The sequence below is a fragment of the Streptomyces sp. NPDC028907 genome (assembly GCF_055564995.1).
This window is the reverse complement of sequence record NZ_JBVHVE010000012.1, coordinates 41,997-63,728: the sequence shown is the minus strand read 5'-3', so window position 1 is coordinate 63,728 and position 21,732 is coordinate 41,997. Positions and strand designations below refer to the sequence as shown.

General features: G+C 68.9%; 18 protein-coding genes and 1 pseudogene. 11 read left to right on the top strand and 8 right to left on the bottom strand.

Annotated features, from left to right (window positions below; translation table 11 throughout):
• Positions 1 to 15 precede the first annotated feature (15 nt).
• Complete coding sequence (locus ACZ4UU_RS31920) at positions 16 to 1,548, bottom strand: carboxylesterase/lipase family protein (protein ID WP_471906862.1); 1,533 nt, start codon at positions 1,546 to 1,548, stop codon at positions 16 to 18.
• A complete protein-coding gene (locus ACZ4UU_RS31915; protein WP_471906861.1) occupies positions 1,545 to 2,936 on the bottom strand; it encodes an MFS transporter in 1,392 nt (463 codons plus the stop codon). Before ACZ4UU_RS31915 ends, ACZ4UU_RS31920 begins: the two co-directional genes overlap by 4 nt.
• 658 nt (positions 2,937 to 3,594) lie before the next feature.
• Between ACZ4UU_RS31915 and ACZ4UU_RS31910 the strand changes: the two genes are divergently transcribed.
• Complete coding sequence (locus ACZ4UU_RS31910; RefSeq protein WP_107083675.1) at positions 3,595 to 3,864, top strand: aldehyde dehydrogenase family protein; 270 nt, start codon at positions 3,595 to 3,597, stop codon at positions 3,862 to 3,864.
• A 79-nt stretch (positions 3,865 to 3,943) separates the two neighbouring features.
• Here the strand turns inward: ACZ4UU_RS31910 and ACZ4UU_RS31905 are convergent, their stop codons facing one another.
• From ACZ4UU_RS31905 to ACZ4UU_RS31880, 6 genes are all read right to left on the bottom strand, one after another.
• Positions 3,944 to 5,803: a ricin-type beta-trefoil lectin domain protein gene (locus ACZ4UU_RS31905; protein WP_471906860.1), complete on the bottom strand. Its 1,860-nt coding sequence runs from the start codon at positions 5,801 to 5,803 to the stop codon at positions 3,944 to 3,946.
• Between the two features lie 137 nt (positions 5,804 to 5,940).
• Positions 5,941 to 8,175, bottom strand: coding sequence for an alpha-L-fucosidase (locus ACZ4UU_RS31900; protein WP_471906859.1), 2,235 nt, complete (start codon positions 8,173 to 8,175; stop codon positions 5,941 to 5,943).
• Positions 8,176 to 8,288: 113 nt separating this feature from the next.
• Positions 8,289 to 8,993, bottom strand: a complete 705-nt coding sequence (locus tag ACZ4UU_RS31895; RefSeq protein ID WP_048580993.1) for a FadR/GntR family transcriptional regulator — start codon at positions 8,991 to 8,993, stop codon at positions 8,289 to 8,291.
• A 21-nt stretch (positions 8,994 to 9,014) separates the two neighbouring features.
• Positions 9,015 to 10,055 carry an ABC transporter permease gene (locus ACZ4UU_RS31890; protein ID WP_471906858.1) on the bottom strand — a complete coding sequence of 347 codons (1,041 nt, stop codon included), beginning with the start codon at positions 10,053 to 10,055 and terminating at the stop codon, positions 9,015 to 9,017.
• Positions 10,056 to 10,057: 2 nt separating this feature from the next.
• A complete protein-coding gene (locus tag ACZ4UU_RS31885; RefSeq protein WP_471906857.1) occupies positions 10,058 to 11,644 on the bottom strand; it encodes a sugar ABC transporter ATP-binding protein in 1,587 nt (528 codons plus the stop codon).
• Positions 11,645 to 11,732: 88 nt separating this feature from the next.
• The gene (locus ACZ4UU_RS31880; protein WP_471906856.1) at positions 11,733 to 12,791 is read right to left on the bottom strand and encodes a sugar ABC transporter substrate-binding protein; all 1,059 of its coding nucleotides are present in this window, start codon (positions 12,789 to 12,791) and stop codon (positions 11,733 to 11,735) included.
• Positions 12,792 to 13,412: 621 nt separating this feature from the next.
• On the opposite strand from ACZ4UU_RS31880, the gene ACZ4UU_RS31875 reads away from it, so the two are divergent.
• From ACZ4UU_RS31875 to ACZ4UU_RS31830, 10 genes and pseudogenes are all read left to right on the top strand, one after another.
• Positions 13,413 to 14,264: a fumarylacetoacetate hydrolase family protein gene (locus tag ACZ4UU_RS31875; protein WP_048580989.1), complete on the top strand. Its 852-nt coding sequence runs from the start codon at positions 13,413 to 13,415 to the stop codon at positions 14,262 to 14,264.
• A 51-nt stretch (positions 14,265 to 14,315) separates the two neighbouring features.
• Positions 14,316 to 14,555: pseudogene (locus tag ACZ4UU_RS31870) on the top strand (fuconate dehydratase); the annotation flags it as partial.
• Positions 14,552 to 15,310, top strand: coding sequence for an SDR family NAD(P)-dependent oxidoreductase (locus ACZ4UU_RS31865; protein WP_048580987.1), 759 nt, complete (start codon positions 14,552 to 14,554; stop codon positions 15,308 to 15,310). The pseudogene ACZ4UU_RS31870 and the gene ACZ4UU_RS31865, both read left to right, overlap by 4 nt.
• An 83-nt stretch (positions 15,311 to 15,393) precedes the next feature.
• Entirely contained in the window at positions 15,394 to 15,705 is a 312-nt protein-coding gene (locus tag ACZ4UU_RS31860; RefSeq protein WP_048580986.1) for an L-rhamnose mutarotase, read from the top strand.
• A gap of 227 nt (positions 15,706 to 15,932) precedes the next feature.
• Positions 15,933 to 17,258 (top strand): L-fuconate dehydratase, encoded by a 1,326-nt coding sequence (locus ACZ4UU_RS31855; protein ID WP_048580985.1) that lies wholly within the window; start codon positions 15,933 to 15,935, stop codon positions 17,256 to 17,258.
• Positions 17,251 to 18,132 carry an amidohydrolase family protein gene (locus tag ACZ4UU_RS31850; protein WP_048580984.1) on the top strand — a complete coding sequence of 294 codons (882 nt, stop codon included), beginning with the start codon at positions 17,251 to 17,253 and terminating at the stop codon, positions 18,130 to 18,132. Before ACZ4UU_RS31855 ends, ACZ4UU_RS31850 begins: the two co-directional genes overlap by 8 nt.
• A gap of 87 nt (positions 18,133 to 18,219) precedes the next feature.
• Positions 18,220 to 19,263 (top strand): (R,R)-butanediol dehydrogenase, encoded by a 1,044-nt coding sequence (locus ACZ4UU_RS31845; RefSeq protein ID WP_053201127.1) that lies wholly within the window; start codon positions 18,220 to 18,222, stop codon positions 19,261 to 19,263.
• On the top strand, positions 19,260 to 20,021 hold the full coding sequence (locus tag ACZ4UU_RS31840; RefSeq protein WP_048580982.1) for an SDR family oxidoreductase: 762 nt from the start codon (positions 19,260 to 19,262) through the stop codon (positions 20,019 to 20,021). The genes ACZ4UU_RS31845 and ACZ4UU_RS31840 overlap by 4 nt, the downstream gene beginning before the upstream one ends.
• Positions 20,018 to 20,671 carry a bifunctional 4-hydroxy-2-oxoglutarate aldolase/2-dehydro-3-deoxy-phosphogluconate aldolase gene (locus tag ACZ4UU_RS31835; RefSeq protein ID WP_471906855.1) on the top strand — a complete coding sequence of 218 codons (654 nt, stop codon included), beginning with the start codon at positions 20,018 to 20,020 and terminating at the stop codon, positions 20,669 to 20,671. The genes ACZ4UU_RS31840 and ACZ4UU_RS31835 overlap by 4 nt, the downstream gene beginning before the upstream one ends.
• Positions 20,668 to 21,717: a PfkB family carbohydrate kinase gene (locus tag ACZ4UU_RS31830; protein ID WP_471906854.1), complete on the top strand. Its 1,050-nt coding sequence runs from the start codon at positions 20,668 to 20,670 to the stop codon at positions 21,715 to 21,717. Before ACZ4UU_RS31835 ends, ACZ4UU_RS31830 begins: the two co-directional genes overlap by 4 nt.
• Positions 21,718 to 21,732 lie beyond the last annotated feature (15 nt).

The following is a 21,732-nucleotide window of genomic DNA, read 5'->3' as shown; positions in this document are numbered from 1 at the left end:
TCGCGAGTCTACTCGTCATCCGATCGCGCACCCGGCCGTCGCGTCGCTCGCTCGACCGCCGACCGCAGCGGTGTGAGCGAGCGGCGCCTCGTCCTCGCCAAGGCGGCTCGGTACTGCTCCGAAGGCTCCGCCGAAGCGCATCAGGCGGCGTCCAGGGCCGTAGGGGGCCCAGCCCGGGTCCCCGGTGTGTGCGAAGCGGACCCAGCTCTCGTGCATGGCGTCGGCGAGCGCGACCGGTGGCTCGCCACCGACCAGGCCCTGCGGTCCCTGTGCTGTCTTGAGGGTGTGGAAGACAAAGGGCAGATCAAGGCCGTGACACGCGCCGAGGCGGCCGTCGAAGGCCGGGGACTCCCATTCGAATTCGTAGACGTAGGTCGGCCCGCCGTGACGTAGGGCCAAGCGCCGCGCGGGAGAGCGGAACAGCAGGTCGGTGAGGGCGTCGACGAGCGCTCGTCCCGGTTTGGCCCCGGGCTGGCCCAATCCGTAGCCGGCGAGGACTTGTCGAGCGTGGGGATGCGACGCGGCCAGTCGGGCGACGGCTTCGGTATCGGTCACAGCGTCGAGATCACCACTGGAGAATCCGTAGAGGTTCATCTCCGCCTTCGTGGTGCCTACGAGGAGATCCACGGACGACGTGGTGAGCCGCTCGCGCGATGCGCACGCGACGTCGTTGTCGATGGTCATCCCGTATGCCGCCGCCCCGTAGGCGGGATCTCGACCGTTGTCAGCCAGGTCGAGAGGCTGGGCGAGCAGCGTCGCTTGAGCATCGAGCAACCGCGGCACCGGCACCTCCCTGAATGCCGCCGCGGTTGCCGGGACGCTCAAAATGGCGGCGATCCGTTCGGTCAGCCGGCGACCGACCGCGGCATCGCGAGGGAGCTCGTCGTGGCCGCTCTGCACGATGGCGCGTCGGAAGAGACCGTCCGCCGCCCGCGAGTTCAGCAGCGTCGCGATGCTCATCGCTCCGGCGGACTCGCCGAAGACGGTGACGTTTCCGGGATCTCCGCCGAAGGCGCCCGCGTTGTTCTGTACCCACTGCAATGCCGCGATCTGGTCGCGCAGGCCGAGGTTCGTCGGCGCGTCCGGGAGTACCGAATATCCCTCGGCCCCTAGACGGTAGGAAACGGTCATCAGCACGACCCCGGAACGGGCGAAGCTCGAGCCGTCGAAGGCGGGGCAGTCAGCGGCTCCCGCGATGAAGGCCCCGCCATGGATGTAGACCATGACCGGCAGGCCCCCGTCGTGGTGCTGCGGGGTCCAGATGTTCACATGCAGGTAGTCATGGTCTCCGGTCCAGCCGGTCTCCGGCAGGAGCGGCCGCATGTCGATGCCGGGGAAGCGGCGGACGTGCTGCGGTGCCATCGACCCGGGGCGGGTCGCGTCACGGACGCCGTCCCAGGTCGGCGCCGGTGCCGCGAGGGCGAAACGGCGTGGCCCCTTCGGCGGGGCGGCGTAGGGCACCCCTCGGTAGCAGGCGATGCCGTCGACGGCCAGTCCGCGTACTCGGCCGGACGTGGTCGTCGCGACCCTTTCGATCGGAGTGCTCACCGCTTGCCGCCCCGCAAGTCGGCGGTGATGTCCTCGAGAGTGCGGCCCTTGGTGCGCTCGCCGAACATGGCGAACACCGCTCCGAAGGCGACCGCGACGGCGGCGAACACCACGAACACGGTGGTGAAGCCGAACCCGGACAGGACGAAGCCGACGATGATGCTGGTGAAGGCAGCGGAGAGCCGGAACGCACCGCCGCCCACTCCGGCCCCCAGCCCGCGTAGGTGGGTCGGGAAGATCTCAGGGGAGTACGCGTACATCGTTGCCAGGGCGATCTGGAGGCTGCCGGAGAGCACGGAGCCGGTGATCACGGTCACGACCAGGCTGTCGACGAGCCCGAACACCAGGAGCAACGGGGCGACGACGACCATGACGGCGAGGACCAGCTTCTTGCGCTCGATCCGGTCGGCAAAGGCGACCGCGGACACCGATCCAAGGAAACCCGCCAGTGAGATGATCACGGCGGCGGTCAGTGCCTGCTGTTGGGAGTATCCGCGCTCGACCAGCAAGGTGGTCAGCCAGGTGTTGAAGCCGTAGATGACGTAGGCGAACATGATCATGGAGATGGTGAGTACGGCCATGCGCTCGAGGTTCTTGCCTGAGAGCAGCTCCCTCACCGACGTGGCGGGCTCGGGCCCGCCGCGGGGCAGCTCGACCGGCTCGGGTAGCGGCTTGCCGGTCTTGGCGAGTGCCTCGTCCTCAAAGGCGACCACGGTTCCGGCGGCCACACCGAGCTCTCCCCGGCGAATCTGCCAGCGGACCGACTCGGGTAGCCGGCGCACAGTCACGGCGATGAGCAGTCCGAGGGCGCCGATGCCGTAGATCCAACGCCAGTGGGACTCCCCGTGGGGCACGATGGTCCAGGTCAGGACTGCGGCCAGCGGTGCGCCCAGGACCGAGATTCCCAGCAGGAGAGCAGCGAAGCGGCCGCGGAGCCTGGCCGGGAACATCTCGCTGAGATAGAGGAACGACACGAGCGTCAGCGCCTGAGCTCCGAGACCGGTCACCACGCGACAGGCGATGAGCGTCTCGAGGCTGGTTGCGAAGACGGTGGCGAAAGACCCGAGCGAATAGATCACGGCCGATACGAACAGCACGGGCCGCCGTCCGTGCCTGTCGGCCAGCCGGCCCCCGACGAGTGCGCCGAGGAAGCTGCCGATGTAGACCGAGGAGGCGACCCAGCCCACCTGCCCCAGTGACAGGCCCAGGTCCTGGCGGATGGCCGGAGCCGTGTAGCCGAACGCGGCCAGGTCGAAGGCATCGAAGATCCCCAGTGCTCCGAGCATCCAGAGGATGACCCAGTGTTTGCGAGTGACCACGGGTATCCGGTCAAACCGAGCGCCGATCTTTGTCGCGTCCATGCCGGATGCGAGAGACTCAGTCGTCATAGCTGATCCTCATCGATCAGGGTGGAGGTCTGTGGATCAACGCCGTGCAAGGCGCGGCGAGGAGATGCGGCGGAGCATATGATCCGCGCCATATCGGCTGAAAGATGCGCTCGCTTCTAGTAGCGCGACTACCAGGGAAGCCTCAGGGGGCGTAAGTCCCGCTCCTGATGATGTGGTGTCGCCCATTCGTGGGTGATGGGGCGGTCCCTCCCTGCTTCATGTCATGCGCATGATGGAGTCCGCGGGCACGGAACGGAAGCCGTACGCAACCGACTTGTCCGACCCGCAGTGGGCGTTAATCGAAACGGGCGCGGCTCTTCTGCAGTGAGCTGATGATGCTGTGCGCCGTTGCCGTTCGTGGTCGGAGGGTGGATCGTCGAGTCTCACTACGCGGTGGGAGGCGGCGATGGTGTCGTGGTTGGAGGCGCTCGGTCGGCGGGAGGCTGCACCACGGGAGGGATCGCCGAACTGCGGGCACAGATTGAGGAGTTGACCGGGCGTCTTGCCGGACGGGATGAGGGTTGTCCCGGCTGATGATCACGCGGGAGACGATGACCGAGATCCGGTCCGGTGATGAGACGGTGACGGATGCCGGGGCGGAAACGGACGCGGGCGGGGCGGGGGCAGGAGCGCCGGTCGAGGTGCGGCTGGTGCCGCAGTGGACGCCCGGGCTGGGGGATGCCCCTATCTCTTTCGTCAAGGGGCGGGTCGGTTGATTGGTGATGTTTTTGGACTGGACATCGCCCGCCGTCTCGAGGCGGGGATAGTGCACGTCAACGACCAACCCGTCACCGACGAGCCCAGCATGCCCTTCGATGGTGTGAAGGAGAGCGGCTGGGGCCGCTTCGGCACGGGCTTCGCGGCCGAGGAATTCACCGAACTCCGCTGGATCACCCTGCGCGGGAAACCCCGCGACTTCCCGTTCTGACGGGCCTGCGGCGGAGCATGACGCGGCGTCCGGCCGGTCCGCGGGCGTACCCGCAGACCGGCCAGACGCCGCTCGTCCGTCAGCCTCCGCTGGAGAGCGACCACTTCTGGTTGGATGCGCCGGTGCAGCTCCACAGATGGACCCTGGAACCGTTCGCCGTTGCCTTGCCTGTCACGTCGAGGCAGAGTCCGGACAGGTCGTTGGTGACGCTGCCGTCCCCGTGGAACGTCCATTTCTGGCTGGAGCCGCCGTTGCAGTCCCAGGTGATGACCTTCGTGCCGTTGGTGGTGCCGTTCCCGTTCGCGCCGAGGCACTTGCCCGCGATCTGCAGTTCACGGTTGGCCGAGTAGGCGTAGGCCTGGTTGGCGTTCCCGGGCGTGCAGTCCCAGATGTACTGCTGGACACCGTTGGCGGGGTTGCCCGTGTCGTCCAGGCACCGGTTCGAGCCCTGGCCGACGATCTGGGCGGCGGCGGTCTGCGCACCCCGGGTGAAGGTCACCGTGGCGCCGGCGGGCAGGGTGTACTGGAAGGATCCGGCGTTGTTCCAGGTGACGGTGAAGGCGGTACTGCTGGAGTTGTTGTTGTGCGCGACCAGTACCTCGCCTCCGTCGGGGTTCTGGTAGGCCTGGGCCCAGACGTTGCCGCCGTCGCTGTAGCCGATGCGCTTCGCGCCGGGGACGACGAACTTCGAGAACTGGCCCAGCTGGTAGTAGTTGTCGGTGTAGGTGGCCTTGCCGGTCGCCTGGTCGATGGTGACCAGACCGGTGCACTTCTCGCAGCCGACGCCCATCTTCGGGCCGCCGTTCGTGTCCAGGGCCAGGTTCCACAGGAGCACGCCGTTGGCCCAGTTGAAGGTGGACTCCAGGGCGAGCTGGGCGGCGTTCATCGGCGCGATACCCGGGCCGGTGGAGCACTCGGTCTCGTAGAGCTTCTTGGCCGGGTAGGAGTTGTGGATCGTGGTCATGTTCCGCAGGTTGTTGCGATAGCAGTGCCACGCGGTGCCGTAGATCGCGTCACGGGCGGCCTGGTTGGCCATCAACGTGTCGGCGTAGGAGACGTTCACCTGGTCCGCGTCCGCGCCCAGGATCTTGGTGTCGGCCAGCCCGGCCTGCTGCAGCGCCGGGGCGAGGTGATCGGCGATCCAGCGGGCCTCGTCGGCGGCGGGCCACAGCATCGCCGAGTACGTCGACGGGGAGATCGTCGGCTCGTTCTGCGGCGTGACGCCCCAGACCTTGACCCCCTTGGCCTTGTACTCCTGCAGGAACTTCACGTAGTACTGCGCCAACGGGCCGTACATGTCGGCCTTCAGCGTGCCGTTGCCCGCCCCCAGCATCGTGTTCGTGGTCTTCATCCACGCCGGCGGGCTCCAGGTGTTGGCGAACAGCTTCATCTGCGGGTTGAGCGCCTGGGCCTGCTTGATGGTCGGGATGATGTAGGCGTCGTCGTGCGCGGTGGAGAAGTTGGCCAGCGTGGGGTCGGGCTGGCCGTTGTTGTCGTCGTAGGAGTAGGTGCCCGGGTTGTTCGCGGGGGTCGCGGTGTAGTCCGAGGAGCCCATCGGCGTCCGCATCAGCGACAGACCGATACCGGACCCACGCGTGAACAGATCCCGCATCACCCGGTCACGCGTGGTGGCGTCAAGCTTGTTCTGCAGGAGGTAGGCCGAGGTGTCGGTGAACGAGGCACCGAACCCGTCGATGGTCTGGAAGCTCTGCGTGTTGTCGACCTTCAGGTTCACCGTCCCCGAGGACACCGGACCAAGTGCGATGCTCGGCTGCGGCGTCAGGGCCTGGCTCAGGTCCGACGTCGTCAGCGTCACACCGATCGTGTCGCTCGCGGCCGACGCCGAAGCCGGGGCCAATACCGCCACTCCGCACGTGACGGCGAGCGCCAGAGCGGCGGCCTGCGCGCTCAGTTTGCGGAACGGTTGTCTCATCTGCATGAAAGCGTCCCTTTTCAGTTGGAGGTCAGGTCGTCTGCCCTCGGTGCATGGCTGTACCGAGGGGCCTTGCCTGTTCACATGGCCCGGTGCGGGCCGGGGGGCAGCACCGCACCGGGCCATGGGCTTCGGGGAACGGATCAGACGGGGCTGATGGTCCACTGCAGGTTGGTGCTGTTGCCCCAGTCCCACTGCTTGGTGACGGAGCCCTCGGGAACGTTGCCGCCGCTGTCCAGGAGCTTGCCGGTGGTGCGGTTGACGATGTTGTACTGGCCGCCGCCGCGGTGGGTGATCTTCCACTGCTGGTTGGTGTGGCCGTTCCACTCCAGCTGCCTGCAGGGGGCGCCGTTGCCGGTGGCGCCCCAGCTGTCGGCGACCATGCCGTTGGCCCGGTTGACCAGCTTGTAGAAGCCGCCTCCGACCGCCACCGCCTGCCACTGCAGATTGGCGTGGTTGAACCAGGTCCACTGCTTGAGGTCGGAACCGCCGGCGACGTTGCCGCCGCTGTCCAGGACCAGGCCGCTGGTGAGGTTGGTGATCCTGAGGTAGGCGGACGGGTTGAACTGCACCTTCAGCGAGGTGATCTGGTCGTTCTGGCCGGTGGACCTCAGGTCGGAGTTGTCGGCGGTGAAGGTCCACTGAGTGCCGGTGAAGTTGTCGCCGGAGTAGGCGACGATCTGCTGGCCCGGGGCGAGCTTCAGCGAGGAGATGCTCTGCGCGGGCACCCCGTGCAGGCCGAGCTGCTCGGCGGTGTACTCGCCCAGGCCGAGCGCGGTGGAGGTACCGGCGTAGTTCACGTCCGTGAAGACCAGGGCGCCGTCGACGGGCTGCAGGACCGGGATCTGGCCGGCGAAGGTCAGCTTCAGTACGTACATCGGGGCGGAGAACGGTGCCGAGGAGGGCAGGGTCACCTTCAGCCCGGACCCGTCCTGGGTGCGGTTGGGGAGGTTGACGTAGGTGCCGGCCGTGTTGTCCAGCAACTGGACCGAGGTCAGCGAGCCGAGGTTGATGCGGCTGGAGCTGAGCGTCTTGATGGTCAGCGAGTTGCCGGGCCAGCCGAGGACCGTGGCATACAGCGTGTTGTTCGCCTTGTTGCGGGTGAAGCGGATGTCCTGGGCGGTGCCGGCGTTCGGGTTCATGAACGTGCCGCCGCCCATCTTCGTCGGTCCCTCGCCGTAGGAGGTCCAGGCCCGGGTCGAGTAGACGGACTCTCCGAAGCGCTTCAGGTAGTCGCCGATGCCGAGCAGGATGTCCCGCTGGCCCTGGGGGATGGTGCCGTCGGCCTTCGGAGCGATGTTGAGCAGGACGGTTCCGTTCTTGCTGACCCGGTCGATCATCGCGTGCAGCAGCAGCTGTGCCGTGTAGTAGCCGATGCCCTCCGTGTAGCACCAGCTGGTGCTGGAGACGCTGTCGTCGGTGAGCCAGTAGGGCGAGGTGAGGTCCGCGGGGCCCCCGCGCTCGTAGTCGAAGACCTCACCGTGGCTGTTGAAGCCGTCCTTGTACGTGGCGACGACCTCCCTGTTCCAGGAGTTGGCCTGGTTGTAGTAGTAGGACAGGAAGTTCAGCAGCTGGGTCTCGCCGACCTTGTCCAGGTGGACGTCCTGGTAGATGATGTCCGGTTCGGACAGGTCGATGATCTCCTTGAGCTTGTCGTACCAGAGCTGGTCCTCCTGAGCCTTGCTCAGCTGCCCGTAGAGCTTCTTCAGGCTCGGGTCCGACTGTGCCGGTACGCCCTGGAAGTAGCCGAGGTAGTTGTACGCGTGGTGCATCGACACCAGCAGCTTGAGGTTCTTGGCGCGGATGGCGCTGCTGATGAGCTGCAGCAGGTTCAGGTGCGGGCCCTTGTCGACCGAGTTCCACTCGTTGACCTGGCTGTCCCACATCGAGTAGCCGTCGTGGTGCTCGGCGACCGGACCGGCGAACTTGGCACCGGCGTCCACGAACAGCTGCGCCCACTCGTCGGGGTCGAAGTTGCCGCCGGCCGACTTCAACTTGGGCGCGAACTCGGTGAAGTTGCCCGCCTTGTCGTTCGCTCCGTTGATGAAGTTGTGGTAGGGCCACACCGAGGGGTCGCCATACGTGGCGACGTGGTGCTGGTTCACCTTGCTGCCGCCGAAGTACATGTTCCGCGGATACCACTCGCTGTCGTAGGCGGGGACGCTGAAGACACCCCAGTGGAAGTAGATGCCGAACTTGGCGTCCCGGAACCACTCGGGCGCCGCCGGGTGCTGGTTGACCGAGTCCCACGTGGGGGTGTAGGTGGCCGGACCGGCGGCCAGGGCGGGGCCCGCACCGAAGAGACCGCCGGCGACCGCGGCCGCCGCTATGGCCGTGGAACCGGCCAAAAACTGTCGTCTGTTGATCGCTCTCGACATTGAGAGACCTCCAAGGCCACTGAAGTGTTCCGATGGTTGACAGTGAGCAGCGCGGGAGCGGGGCTCCGGCGCGGGTGTGGGATCGGGGGTGGCAGGTATCGATTCGAGGCCTGTCAGCCGGTGACCGCCGGTCGCCGGTCGGCTTCGATGAGGCCCTGTGTCAGCCACCGTTCGACCGCGCAGATGTGGACGGCGGCTGCCGATGCGGCGAGGAGGGCGTCGCGGGCCTCGAGCGCGCGCAGGATCTCCTCGTGGTCCTGGTGGGCGCTGTCCAGGGAGCGTTCGACATGGCTGCCGCGCAGGATCCGAACCCGCTGGGTCCGGCTGGACAGCGCCTGGAGCAGCGTCGACAGCACGGGGTTGCCGACCGCTTCGACGATGCGGAGGTGGAAGGCCGTGTCGTGGACCACGAACTCCTCGACCGTGGTGGCGGCGCGGCCGCGGTCCAGGATTCTCCTCAGTGCCCTGAGGTCCTTGGCGCCGAGCATCGTGGCCGCGGCTCCGGTGGCCGCCGGCTCCAGCATCCGGCGAACCTGGAGCAGTTGCAGCGCGGTACGGCCCTGGGAGACGTCCGCGGCGAAGGACAGGTTCTCCAGCAGAAGATGGGGCTCGAGACTGGAGACGTACATTCCGGAGCCCCGGCGGACGACGAGGATCCGCATGGCGGTCAGGGCTCGGACCGCCTCACGAAGGGTTCCGCGCGAGAGACCGAACTGCTCTGCGAGGTCCTCCTCGGTCGGCAGGCGGGAGCCCGGGGCGAGTTCGCCGTTGAGGATCATCGTCTTGATCTTTTCGATGGCCTCGTCCGTCAGGGACACGGAAGTCGCCTCTCTGCCCGGCTACTCCTGCTTCTCGCCGGAGGCGAAGCGGGAGATGATCAGGGCGACGATGATGATGGCGCCGTTGAGGAACTGGTTCCACAGGGGCGGTACGCCCGCCAGCGTCATGACGTTGACGACGAGCTGCAGGGTGAGCACACCGGTCAGGGCGCCGAAGATGGAGCCCTTCCCGCCGTTGAGGCTGACCCCGCCGATGACGGTCGCGGCGAAGACCTGGAAGATCCAGCCGCTGCCCTGGGTGGCGGAGATGGAGCCGTAGTGGCCGCTGTAGAGGATGCCGGCGAACGCGGCGAGCACGCTGCCGAGGATGAGGACGATCCACACGATCCGGTCTACGCGGACGCCGGCGGTTCGGGCCGCCTCCGCGTTGCCGCCGATCGCGTACAGCGCCCGGCCGTGCCGCAGCCAGGCCAGCGCACTGCAGCCGATCGCGAAGAGCACCGTGCAGACCCAGATGGCGGCGGGCACGCCCAGCCAGGACGCCTTGCCCAGGTAAGTGAAGGAGGAGGGCAGCTCGATGATGGACTGGCCTTCGGAGAGCGCGACTTGGAGGCCACGCAGCATGGTCAGCATGCCGAGGGTGACAATGAAGCCGTTGAGACGCAGCTTCAGAATCAGGAAGCCGTTGACGGCGCCGATCACCACGCCGACCAGGAGGCAGAGCGGGACCGCCATCCACTCGGGGAAGATACCGAGGCCGGTGAATCGGGCGCCGCTGGTGGGCAGGACGAGCCATACGGCGATGACGGGGGCCACGCCGATCGTGGACTCCAGGGAGAGGTCCATCCGGCCGCAGATCAGGATCAGCGCGGTGGCCAGGACCAGCAGGCTCAGCTCGGTGGACTGCTGTGCCACCCCTATGAGGTTGTCGGCGGTGAGGAAGGCCGGCGAGACGATGAAGCCGATCACGCCGAGGACGAAGATGGCCGGGATCAGCGACAGGTCACGGAAGCGGCCCAGGTCGAGGCCGCGACGGGCTGTGCCGGCCGGTGCCTCCGCCGTGGTCACGTGGGGTTCTGCGACGTCTGTGGTGGCGGACATGACTACCTTCCGTGCTGTTCTGTCTGTTCGGTGCGGGATGACGGCGACGACTGAGCGACACCTTCCATGGCGGCGACCACGTCGCGGTCGCTCCAGCCTCGGTCGAACTCCGCTACTGCTCGTCCGTGGAACATGACGACGACGCGGTCGCACACCTTGAGGTCGTCGAGTTCGTCGGAGACGATCAAGGCGGCCTTGCCTGTGTTGGCGACCTGCCGGATCGTGCCGAGCAGGAACTCCTTGGACTTGACGTCGACACCGTTCGTGGGACGGATCGCGACCAGTACATGAGGGTCCGTGGCCAGCGCGCGGGCGATGACGACCTTCTGCTGGTTGCCACCCGAGAGGGCGGCGACCGGAATGCCAGCTCCGGGTGTCTTGATGTCGAGCCTGCGGATCATGCGTCCGGCGAAGGTCCGCGTGCGAGCGGGAAGGACGGTCCCGTAAGGCCCCAGCTGGTCGGTGACCGTGAGCGTCGCGTTCTCGGCGACGCTGCGGTCGGCCACCAGCCCCTGGAGGTGCCGGTCCTCCGGCACGAAGCCGACGCCCGCGGCGAGCGCGGCGGGAATGTCGCCGGTGCGCAGAGGGCGTCCGGCGACCTTGACGGTGCCGCTGTCCGCGCGGTGCAGGCCGGCGAGTGTCTCGCCGACCTGCACGTTGCCGCTGGCGGTGGCGCCCGCCAGTCCGACGACCTCGCCCGAGCGGACCGACAAGGAGAGGTTCTCGATGGCGCCCGGCAGGGTGAGCGCGTCCACGGCCAGCAACTCCTCGCCCGTGCCGGTCGCGACGGCCCGGCCTGGGCCGGAGACGGGTGTGACCGTCGCGGACTCGCCGGTCATGGCCTCGACCAGGGCCTGGCGGCCGAGCTGGGCGACGGGCGCGGTGACGATGTGGGTGGCGTCACGGTAGACGGTGACGGTGCCGCAGAGGTCGTAGACCTCCTGCAAGTGGTGCGAGATAAAGAGGAAGGCGACGCCCTGGCTCTGGAGGTCACGCAGCTTGTCGAAGAGTCTGCCGATGCCGCGCGCGTCGAGCTTGGCGGTCGGCTCGTCCAGGATGATGAAGCGCGCGCCGAATGACAGCGCCCGCGCGATCTCGACGAACTGTCGCTGCTCGACGGTCAGGTCCTTCGCGGCGGCCGCGGCGTCGACGTCCACGCCGTACTCACCGAGCAGTTCCTCCGCCCTGCGGCGCAGACCTTTCCAGCGAATGGGGGTCAGGGCCGCGGGGCTCTGCCGGTTCAGAAAGAGGTTCTCGGCGACAGTGAGCCCGCCGATGATGGTGGACCGCTGATAGACACAGGCGACCCGGGAACGCCAGGCGTCGGTGTCACCGAACGCGGGAGCCGCTTGCCCGGAGAACCTGAGCGTTCCGGTGTCGGGCTGCTGCAGCCCGGTCAGGATCGAGACGAGAGTGGACTTGCCGGCGCCGTTGCGTCCGACCAGGGCGTGCGACTCGCCCGCGGCGATCGTGATGTGAGCGTCGCGCAGCGCCACGGTCGCGCCGAATCGTTTGGAGACGCCGGTCGCCTCGGCCACAGGGGCCCTGCCTCCGGCGCTGTTCGCCGGGGCGGCCGCGGTGTCCGCCATGGTGAGTACCGTCCTTCGGTGCGGAGAGAGAGCGCGCGGCGGGGAGACGGGGCCGCCTCCGTGCGCCGCGCGTCTTGCGATCGGTCGGTCACTTTCCGACGTTGTTGCCCCAGAGGGTCTTGTCGTCCACGTTGTCCTTGGTCACCAGTGGCGCCGCCAGCTGGTCCTCCAGGCCGTTGGGGAGCTTGATGATCGTCGAGTCGTGGTCGGTGGGACCGGGCTTGAAGGTCTTTCCCTCGGCGGCGGCTTGCGCGTAGTAGAGGGCGTACTTGGCGTAGAGGTCGGCCGGCTGGGAGACGGTGGCGTCGATGTGGCCCTTGCGGATGGCGTCGAACTCCTGCGGGATGCCGTCGTTGGAGACGATCGTGATGTGCCCCTTCTGACCGGCCGGCTTGAGCAGGCCCTTCTGCTCCAGCAGAGCCAGAGTGGGCTGTAGGAAGGCGCCGCCGGCCTGCATGTAGATGCCGTTCAGGTCAGGGTGCTGGGCGAGCAGGCTCTGCAGCTTGGCGGAGGCCACGTCGCCCTTCCAGTCGGTGGGCAGCTCGAACACCTTGATCTTCGGGAACTTCTTCTTCATGCACTCGGCGAAGGCCTCGGAGCGGTCACGGCCGTTGATCGAGTCGAGGGCTCCCTGGAACTCGGCAACCTTCCCCTTGCCGCCGAGCTGCTTGCCGAGGTACTCACAGGCCTTCGTGCCGTAGGCACGGTTGTCGGCGCGGACGACCATGTAGACGTCGCCCTTGTCGGGTCTGGTGTCGACGCTGATCACGGGGATCTTCTTCGACGCGAGGGTGTCGAGGGTGGAGGCGATGGCACCGGTGTCCTGGGGTGCCATGACGATCGCCTTGGCACCGGTGTTCTCGAACACCTGCACGTTGGACACGAGCTTGGTGACGTCGTTCTGCGAGTTGCTGATCGGCAGCGCGTTGGCCCCTTCGGTCTCGATGTCCTTCTTCAGGTACTCGGCGTAGGAGTTCCAGAAGTCGGTGTCCGACCGGGGCAGGTCGATGCCGATGGCGGCCTTGCCGCCACCCTCCGCCGACGTGGAGGCGTCGCTCTCCCGGTTGCAGGCGGTGGTGGCGAGAGCCAGCACCGCGAGAACGGCGGACGCGGCGGTGATGGTGGGACGAGCGCGAAGAAGCTTCATGGCCTGGATCTCTCTTCTTGGCCGGAGTGCGGGCCGGGGGAGGGGTGGGCGGTGATGGGAGACGGCCCTCGCCTTCCGGGCGGAACGCCGTGCGGGTGCCGGAACGGTGTCATGGGTGAGCCGAGGTACCCGACGATGCGGATTGCTCCCATGTATCCCGAGCGGGGAGGACGTTACGGCGACGTTGCCGACGATGACAAGCCTCCTTAAGTACTGATTCATGGGACACCGGGTCGCGGAACGCCGCACGCACGCCCACGGCGGACGTCCACAGAGCCGCAACTCCTATCTGACCTGCGCGTTTATGTGGATCATGGATCGACGGGACCCCGGCGGCAGCGCCTTACGATTTGGCAACGCCCCTGACGAAAGACGCTGAAGTCCTCCTATGGCAAGGGTGAAATGAGTTGGTGTTCCTCCCTCTCGATAGGCCTTGCTATCCGGTACTTTCACCGCTATTGGGACATCACGCCGAAGGGCGCAGTCAAAAAACATCCCATCACTGAATTGCCAGTCGTCCTGCCGGATGCCTACAGTCACCTGGGGCGCCAGTCATCCGATGTATATGGATCGCCGTGCCCTGTACCGCATCCGCACCACCTCACGAGGGAGCTGCTCCCGTTGAAACTCCTCCGACTCGGCGCCCGTGGGCGAGAGGCGCCGGTCGTCCGTACTGATGACGGCCGGTTCCTCGACGCGTCCCCGATCACCACGGACTTCGATGGCGCCTTTCTGGCCTCCGGCGGCCTCGACCGGCTCCGGGGCGGGCTCGCGGTCGGCGCGCTCGCGGAGATCGACGCCGACGGCCTCAGGGTGGGAGCCCCCGTGGCCCGCCCCGGCAAGGTCGTCTGCATCGGCCTGAACTACCTCGACCACGCCGCCGAGACCGGGGCGGCCATTCCGTCCCGGCCAGTGGTCTTCATGAAGGACCCCGGCACCGTCGTCGGCCCGTACGACGACGTCCTCATCCCCCGTGGCTCGACCAGGACCGACTGGGAGGTGGAACTCGCCGTCGTCATCGGCCGGCGGGCGCGCTACCTGACCGGCCCCGAGGAGGCCGCGGACGTCATCGCCGGCTACGCGATCAGCCACGACGTCTCCGAACGCGAGTTCCAGCTCGACTTCTCGTCCCAGTGGGACCTCGGCAAGTCCTGCGAGACCTTCAACCCGCTCGGCCCGTGGCTGGTCACCGCCGACGAGGTCGCGGACCCGCAGGGCCTCGGGCTGCACCTGAGCGTCAACGGTGTGAAGCGGCAGCAGGGCCACACGAAGGACATGATCTTCTCGGTGGCGCGGATCGTCGCCTACCTGAGTCAGTACATGGTCCTGGAACCGGGCGACGTGATCAACACCGGAACCCCCGCGGGCGTCGCCCTGGGCCTTCCGAGGACGCCGTTCCTGCGGCCCGGCGACACGGTCGAACTCTCCATCGACGGACTGGGCGGACAGCGCCAGACCTTCGCGCAAGCCTGAAAGGCAGCCCCCGTGACTGCAGACGCACACCGGATCACCGCGGTCGACACCCACCTGTCGATGTCCGACCACCTGGCGCTGTCGGGCACCACCGACGACCGGGTCATCGAGTACGTCGATCATCTCCACGAACACTTCGCCGCGCCCGTCGAGATCCGCGACGGCCACTACGCCGCGCCGCTCACCCCCGGCTTCTCCGCCACAGTGCACGCCGGATCCGTCGGCTCTCTCCGTTGTCCCGACGGCGCGTTCCGGGCTGCTGACCTCGCCGGAGTGGAGGACGCGGTATGAGCGCGTTGACAGGTCTGAAAGCCGTGGTCACGGGCGGCGCGTCCGGCATCGGGCTGGCGACGGCCCGGATGCTGAGCGCGGAGGGCGCGGACGTCGCCGTCCTCGACCTTGACCCGTCCGCTGTGCCGCGGCCGCTGCTCGGTGTCACCGCCGACGTCACCGCCGACACCTCGGTGCGGGCGGCCGTCACGGCGGCCGCCCGGGATCTCGGCGGCATCGACATCCTCGTCAACAACGCGGGCGTCGGAGCCGTCGGCACCATCGAGGACACCTCCGACGAGGCATGGCAACGCGTCCTGGACGTCAACGTCCTCGGGATCGTCCGCACCACGCGCGCCGCGCTCCCGCATCTTCGTCGCTCGTCGCACGCGGCCGTGGTGAACACCTGCTCGATCGGAGCAACGGCCGGTCTACCGCGGCGCGCCGCCTACTGCGCCAGCAAAGGGGCCGTGCTCTCCCTGACGCTGGCCATGGCAGCCGACCATGTCCGGGAAGGCGTCCGGGTGAACTGCGTCAACCCGGGCACGGCCGACACACCCTGGGTCGGCCGTCTGCTGGCCGCCGCCGACGACCCGGACGCCGAGCGGACCGCCCTCAACGCCCGGCAGCCCATGGGCCGGCTGGTGACACCGGACGAGGTGGCGGCGGCCATCGTGTACCTGGCGAGCCCGGCCGCCGCCTCCGTGACCGGCACCTCACTCGCCGTCGACGGCGGCATGCAGGGGCTTCGGGTGCGTCCGGCGGCCGGGACCTGACGTCCTGGCCCGCACCCCCTGGGCCCACCGGTCCTACGCATGACCCTTCCCGTTCGCACCTACTCCTGAAAGGTAGGACCGCCATGAGAATCGCCCTGCACACCAAGGTGCGCGCCGACCGCGTCGAGGAGTACGAGGCCGCCCACCGCGAGGTCCCCGAGGAACTGACCGACGCCATCCGGGCCGCGGGGGTGAGCGAGTGGACGATCTGGCGCAGCGGCACGGACCTCTTCCACGTGCTGGAGGTTCCCGACTACGGGGCGATGATCGCCGAGTTGGAGGAGCTGCCGGTCAATATCGCCTGGCAGGCACGGATGGGGGAACTCCTGGCCGTCGCGCACGACTACTCGGCGGACGGCGCCGACGCCTCGCTCCCCGTGGTGTGGCAGCTGTGAGTTCCCCGAGGCGCAGACGTGCTGCGGGCAGATGCCCTTCCTATACATCCCATCTATAGCGGTGAAATCGGGAGATGGATTGGCCACATCTCCCGCCTTACGCCTCTAGACGTAGGATGTTTCTCGATTTACTGTCACATCGACTGGTTGGCGCAGCGTCCCCGACGCCGCCGCTCGTCCCGCAGGCGGCCTTCGTTCCCGCCCGCCCGTTCACAGGAGTTGCTGTCATGTCGTCCGCCGCACCCTCATCACCCCGCATCACGGCCCTGGACGTCCTGGACGTCCGTTTCCCGACGTCCGAGCACCTGGACGGTTCGGATGCCATGAACCCCGAGCCCGACTACTCGGCGGCCTACGTCGTCCTGCGCACCGACGCCGGCGACGGGCTGGAGGGCCACGCCCTGGCCTTCACCACCGGGCGGGGCAACGACGCGCAGGCCGCCGCCATCTCGACGCTCGCCCCGCACGTGGTCGGCCTGTCCGTCGAGGAGGTCTGCGGCGATCTCGGAGCCTTCTCCCGCTCGCTCGTCCACGACCCGCAACTGCGCTGGCTGGGCCCGGAGAAGGGGGCCATCCACATGGCGACCGGCGCCGTCGTCAACGCCGCCTGGGACCTGGCCGCCAAGCGCGCGGGCAAGCCCGTCTGGCGCTTCCTGGCCGAGATGTCGCCCGAGGAGCTCGTGGCCCAGGTCGACTTCCGTTGGCTGAGCGACGCCCTGACCCCGGACGAGGCGCTGGAGATCCTCGAACGCGCCGAGCCGGGCCGCGAGGAGCGCATCGCCCGTCTGCTGGAGCGCGGTTACCCCGCCTACACCACCACTCCGGGCTGGCTCGGCTACTCGGACGAGAAGCTGGCCCGCCTCGCCCGGGAGGCCGTCGCGGACGGCTTCACCCAGATCAAGCTGAAGGTCGGCGCCTCGCTGGAGGACGACGTACGGCGCATGCGCACCGCCCGTGCGGCGGTCGGCCCGGACATCCGGGTGGCCGTGGACGCCAACCAGAGATGGGACGTCCAGCCCGCGATCGACTGGATGCGTGCCCTGGCTCCCTACGACCCGTACTGGATCGAGGAGCCCACCTCCCCCGACGACATCCTCGGCCACGCCGCCGTCCGCGACGCCGTCACGCCCATCAAGGTCGCCACCGGGGAACACGTGGCCAACCGGGTCGTCTTCAAGCAACTGTTGCAGGCCGGCGCGGTGGACATCGTGCAGATCGACTCCGCCCGGGTCGGCGGTGTCAACGAGAACATCGCGATTCTGTTGCTCGCCGCGAAGTTCGGGGTGCCGGTCTGCCCGCACGCCGGCGGGGTCGGCCTGTGCGAGATGGTGCAGCACCTGTCGATGTTCGACTACGTCGCCGTCTCCGGCACCACCGAGGACCGGGTCATCGAGTACGTCGACCACCTGCACGAGCACTTCGTCGACCCCGTGCGCATCGCCGACGGCCACTACCTGGCGCCCACCCTCCCGGGCCTGAGCGCACAGATGCACCCGGACTCCCTCAAGGAGTACACCTACCCCGACGGACCCGTCTGGCTGGCCCGTGTCTGACACCGCGCGCCCCGGTCTCGTCGACGCCCACCACCACGTGTGGAACCTCGACCGACGCCGTCAGCCCTGGCTGGACGACCCGGGGCACGAACCGATCCGCCGCTCCTTCGACACCGGCAACCTGCGCAGGACCGCCACCCGGACGATCGTGGGACGTCGTCTGGAGCGAACCGTGGTCGTCCAGTGCGTGACCTCCGTGCCCGAAACCCGTGAGCTGCTGGCCCTGGCCGACGCCGATCCGCTGATCGGCGCGGTCGTAGGGTGGGTGGATCTGACCTGCCTTGACATCAAGGACATCCTGGACGGGCTGCGCGCCAGTCCCGGCGGCACCCACCTGCGAGCCGTCCGGCACATCGTGCAGGGGGAGCCGGACCCCGACTGGCTGCAGCGCCCCGTCGTGGAGTCCGGGCTGCGCGCCGTGCGTGACCACGGGCTCGGCTACGACGTCCTGATCCGCAGCCACCAGCTGCCCCAGGCGATCCGGCTCGCCGAAGCCATCCCCGATCTGGACATCGTCCTCGACCACGCGGGGAAGCCACCCCTCGCCGGCGGCGACCTGACCGACTGGGAAGGACAGATCCGCCTGCTGGCCAAACACCCGCAGGTGCGCTGCAAGGTGTCAGGTCTCGTCACCGAGGCCGACCACGCGAAGTGGACCGTCGCCGACATCCGGCCGGTGTGGGACGTGCTGCTCTCCGCCTTCGGCCCGTACCGGCTCATGTTCGGCTCCGACTGGCCGGTCTGCCTGCTCGCCGGCGGCTGGAACCTCTGGGCCGCCACCGTCGAGGAACTCCTCGCCGACTGCTCCGCGAGCGAGACCCGGGCGATCCTCTCCGGCACCGCGACCGCCTTCTACCGGCTGCGGCCCGGCTGAGCACACGGTCCGCGAACGAACCGGAAGCGTCCGCTCACAGCCGCCCCCTCACTCACCGGCACCCGCGCCGAAAGGACCCCCAAGACGATGACACGCGCCGTCCGCTATATCGCGGCCCGCACCCTGGACACGGCCCCCGTGAAGAGTTTGCCGCCCGGCCCCGGAGAGGTCGAAGTGGCCCCCGCCTACGTCGGCATATGCGGCACCGACCTGCACATCTTCCACGGCGACATGGATGCGCGGGTCCACGCGCCCGCCGTCCTCGGACACGAGATGTCCGGCCGCGTCGTACGCGTCGGCCCGGACACGGAGGGCTGGCAGCCCGGCGACGCGGTGACCGTGATGCCGCTGCGCTGGGACGGCACGTGTCCCGCCTGCCGGGCCGGCCACCGGCACATCTGCCAGCACCTCGACTTCATCGGCATCGACTCGCCCGGCGCGATGCAACAGCGCTGGACGGTACCCGCCGCAACCCTCCTGCGGCTGCCGGACTCCGTACCCCTGGACCGGGCCGCACTGGTCGAGCCGACGGCGGTCGCCGTGCACGACGTGGGCCGGGCCGAAGTGCGCGGCGGAGAACGGGTCGTCGTGGTCGGCGGCGGACCGGTGGGTCTCCTCATCGCGCTGGTCGCCCGCACCGTCGGGGCGGAGGTCCGGGTCGTGGAGCTCAGCGCCCATCGCCGCCTGCTGGCCGGGAAGCTGGGCCTGGCGACCTGGGACCCCGCCGAGCAGAACGTGCCCGAACTGGTGCGGGAGTGGACCGGTGACGCGGGGGCCGACGTCGCCTTCGAAGTGTCCGGGGCCGCCGCCGGGATGGACACGGCGGTGGAAGTCCTCGGCGTCCGGGGCCGGTTGTGCCTGGTCGCCATTCATCCCCAGCACCGCGAGGTGAACCTGCACCGCTTCTTCTGGCGTGAACTCACGCTGGTCGGCGCCCGGTTGTACGACCGGTCCGATTTCGAGCGAGCCGTGACGCTGGTCGCGGACGGCACGATCCCCGCCGAGCAGCTCATCAGCAAGGTGGTGCCACTCGCCGAGGCTCCCTCGGCGTTCGAGGCCCTGGAGTCCGGAGGCGACGTGATGAAGATCCTGGTGGACTGCACCGACGAGGCCGAGGAGGCCGCCGTATGACTGCCTTCGACCTCACCGGCAGGCTCGCAGTCGTCACCGGAGCCCGGCGCGGCATCGGCCGGGCGATGGCCCGCGCGCTCGCCGAGGCCGGCGCGGACGTCATAGGCGTCAGCGCCTCGCTGGAGGAGTCGGGAAGCGACGTCGAGAAGGACGTCACCTCCACGGGCCGCACCTTCGAGGCGATCCGCACCGACTTCGCCGACCGGGAGGCCGTACGAGCCCTGGGCGCGGACCTTGCCGGCCGCACTCGGCCGGTGGACATCCTGGTCAACAACGCGGGTACCATCCGCCGCGCCCCCGCAGCAGAACACCCCGATACCGACTGGGAGTTGGTGCTCCAGGTCAACCTCAGCGCACAGTTCGCGCTGACCCGGGCGGTCGGCGCGGCGATGGTTGCCCGCGGCCGGGGCAAGGTCGTCTTCACGGCGTCGCTGCTCAGCTTCCAGGGCGGGATCACCGTGCCCGGCTACACCGCTGCCAAGCACGGCATCGCCGGTCTGACCAAGGCGCTGGCCAACGAGTGGGCCCCGCACGGCGTCAACGTCAACGCCATCGCGCCCGGCTACATCGCCACCGACAACACCCAGGCCCTGCGGGAGGATCCGGTACGCAGCAAGGCGATCCTGGACCGCATCCCGGCCGGACGCTGGGGCGACGCGGACGACCTGGCGGGCGCCACCGTCTTCCTCGCCTCGGACGCCGCCGCCTACATCCACGGCACCGTCCTGCCCGTCGACGGCGGATGGCTCGGCAGATGAGCACCGATCTGACCCCCACCCCGACCGCCGACCTGACCGCCGCTCTCTCCGGGACCCGGATCCTGCCCGTGCTGACGGTGCCGGACGTCGCCACGGCGGCTCCACTGGCCGAGGCACTCGCCGCCGGCGGCGCCCGGTGCGCCGAGGTCACCTTCCGCACCCCGGACGCCGAAAAGGCGCTGCGGGCGATAGCCGACCACGGTGGCCTCACCGTCGGCGCGGGCACGGTCCTCACCCCCGAGCAGGCGGAGCGGGCGGTCGCGGCCGGTGCGCGCTTCGTGCTGTCGCCCGGCTTCGACGCGGACGTCGTGCACACGTGCCGGAAGCTGGGTGTTCCGGTCGTGCCGGGCGTCGCCACCGCCACGGAACTGACGCGGGCGCTGCGCGCCGGACTCACCACGGTGAAGCTGTTTCCGGCCGAACACCTGGGAGGCGCCCGGTTCATCCAGGCTCTCGTGGCGCCGTTCCCCCAGGCCCGGTTCGTGCCGACGGGTGGTGTCGGGCCCGCGCACCTGCCCATATACCTCTCGCATCCGGCTGTCCTCGCGGTCGGCGGCAGCTGGATGGCCGCCGCCGGTCACCTGGAGCGTGGGGACTACGCGGAGATCCGGAGACTGACGGCCGAGGCCGTGGAGAGGAGCGCGGCATGACCGGGCGGGGACCGGAGGTGGTCGCCCTCGGCGAGGTGATGCTGCGCTTCGACCCGGGCGAGGGCCGGATCCGCTCCGCCCGTACCTTCCAGGTCTGGGAGGGCGGCGGCGAGTACAACGTCGTCCGCGGACTGCGCCGCTGCTTCGGTCTGCGCACGGCCGTCGTCACGGCTCTCGTGGACAACGAGGTGGGTCGCCTCACCGAGGACCTCATCCTGCAGGGCGGAGTCGACACCTCGCTCATCCGTTGGGTGACCGCCGACGGCATCGGGCGCAGCGCTCGCAACGGCCTCAACTTTGTGGAACGCGGCTTCGGCATTCGAGGAGCCCTCGGGGTCAGCGACCGCGCGAACACCGCGGTGTCCCAGCTGCGGCCGGGCGACATCGACTGGGACTCCGTCTTGTCCACGGGCGCCCGCTGGTTCCACACCGGCGGCATCTTCGCGGGGTTGTCGGACGCCACGGTCGAGGTCGCCGAGGAGGCGATGACCGCCGCCCGCCGGCACGGCGTGACTGTCTCCTACGACCCCAACTACCGCCCGAGCCTCTGGGCCGGCCGGGGCGGGCCGGAGCGGGCACGCGAGGTCGACCTCCGGCTGGCGCGGCATGCCGACGTCGTGGTCGGCGCCCTGGGCTTGGCCGGCGAACATCCCGGAGCGGTACGCCTCGGTGCCGACGAGGTGCCAAAGGCGTTGCTCGAGGTTGCGGACCGGGTGCCCGAGGCGAGGGTGCTGGCGACGACTCTGCGGGGCGTGCCCTCGGCCGGCGTCAACGACTGGACCTCGGCGGCCTGGTCGGCGCAGACAGGGTTCGTCGCCGGCCCCGAGATGCCCGGCCTGCACGTGCTGGACCGCATCGGATCGGGTGACGGGTTCGCCGCCGGCCTGATCTACGGCCTGCACACCGGGACCGGCCTGGAGCGTGCCCTCGCGTACGGCACCGCCCATGGCGCGCTCACCATGACTACCCCCGGCGACGTCTCCATGGCGTCCCTCGCCGAGGTCGACGCGCTGGTGGGCGGCGGCTCGGCCCACGTCCGGCGCTGACCGGCAACACTCCAC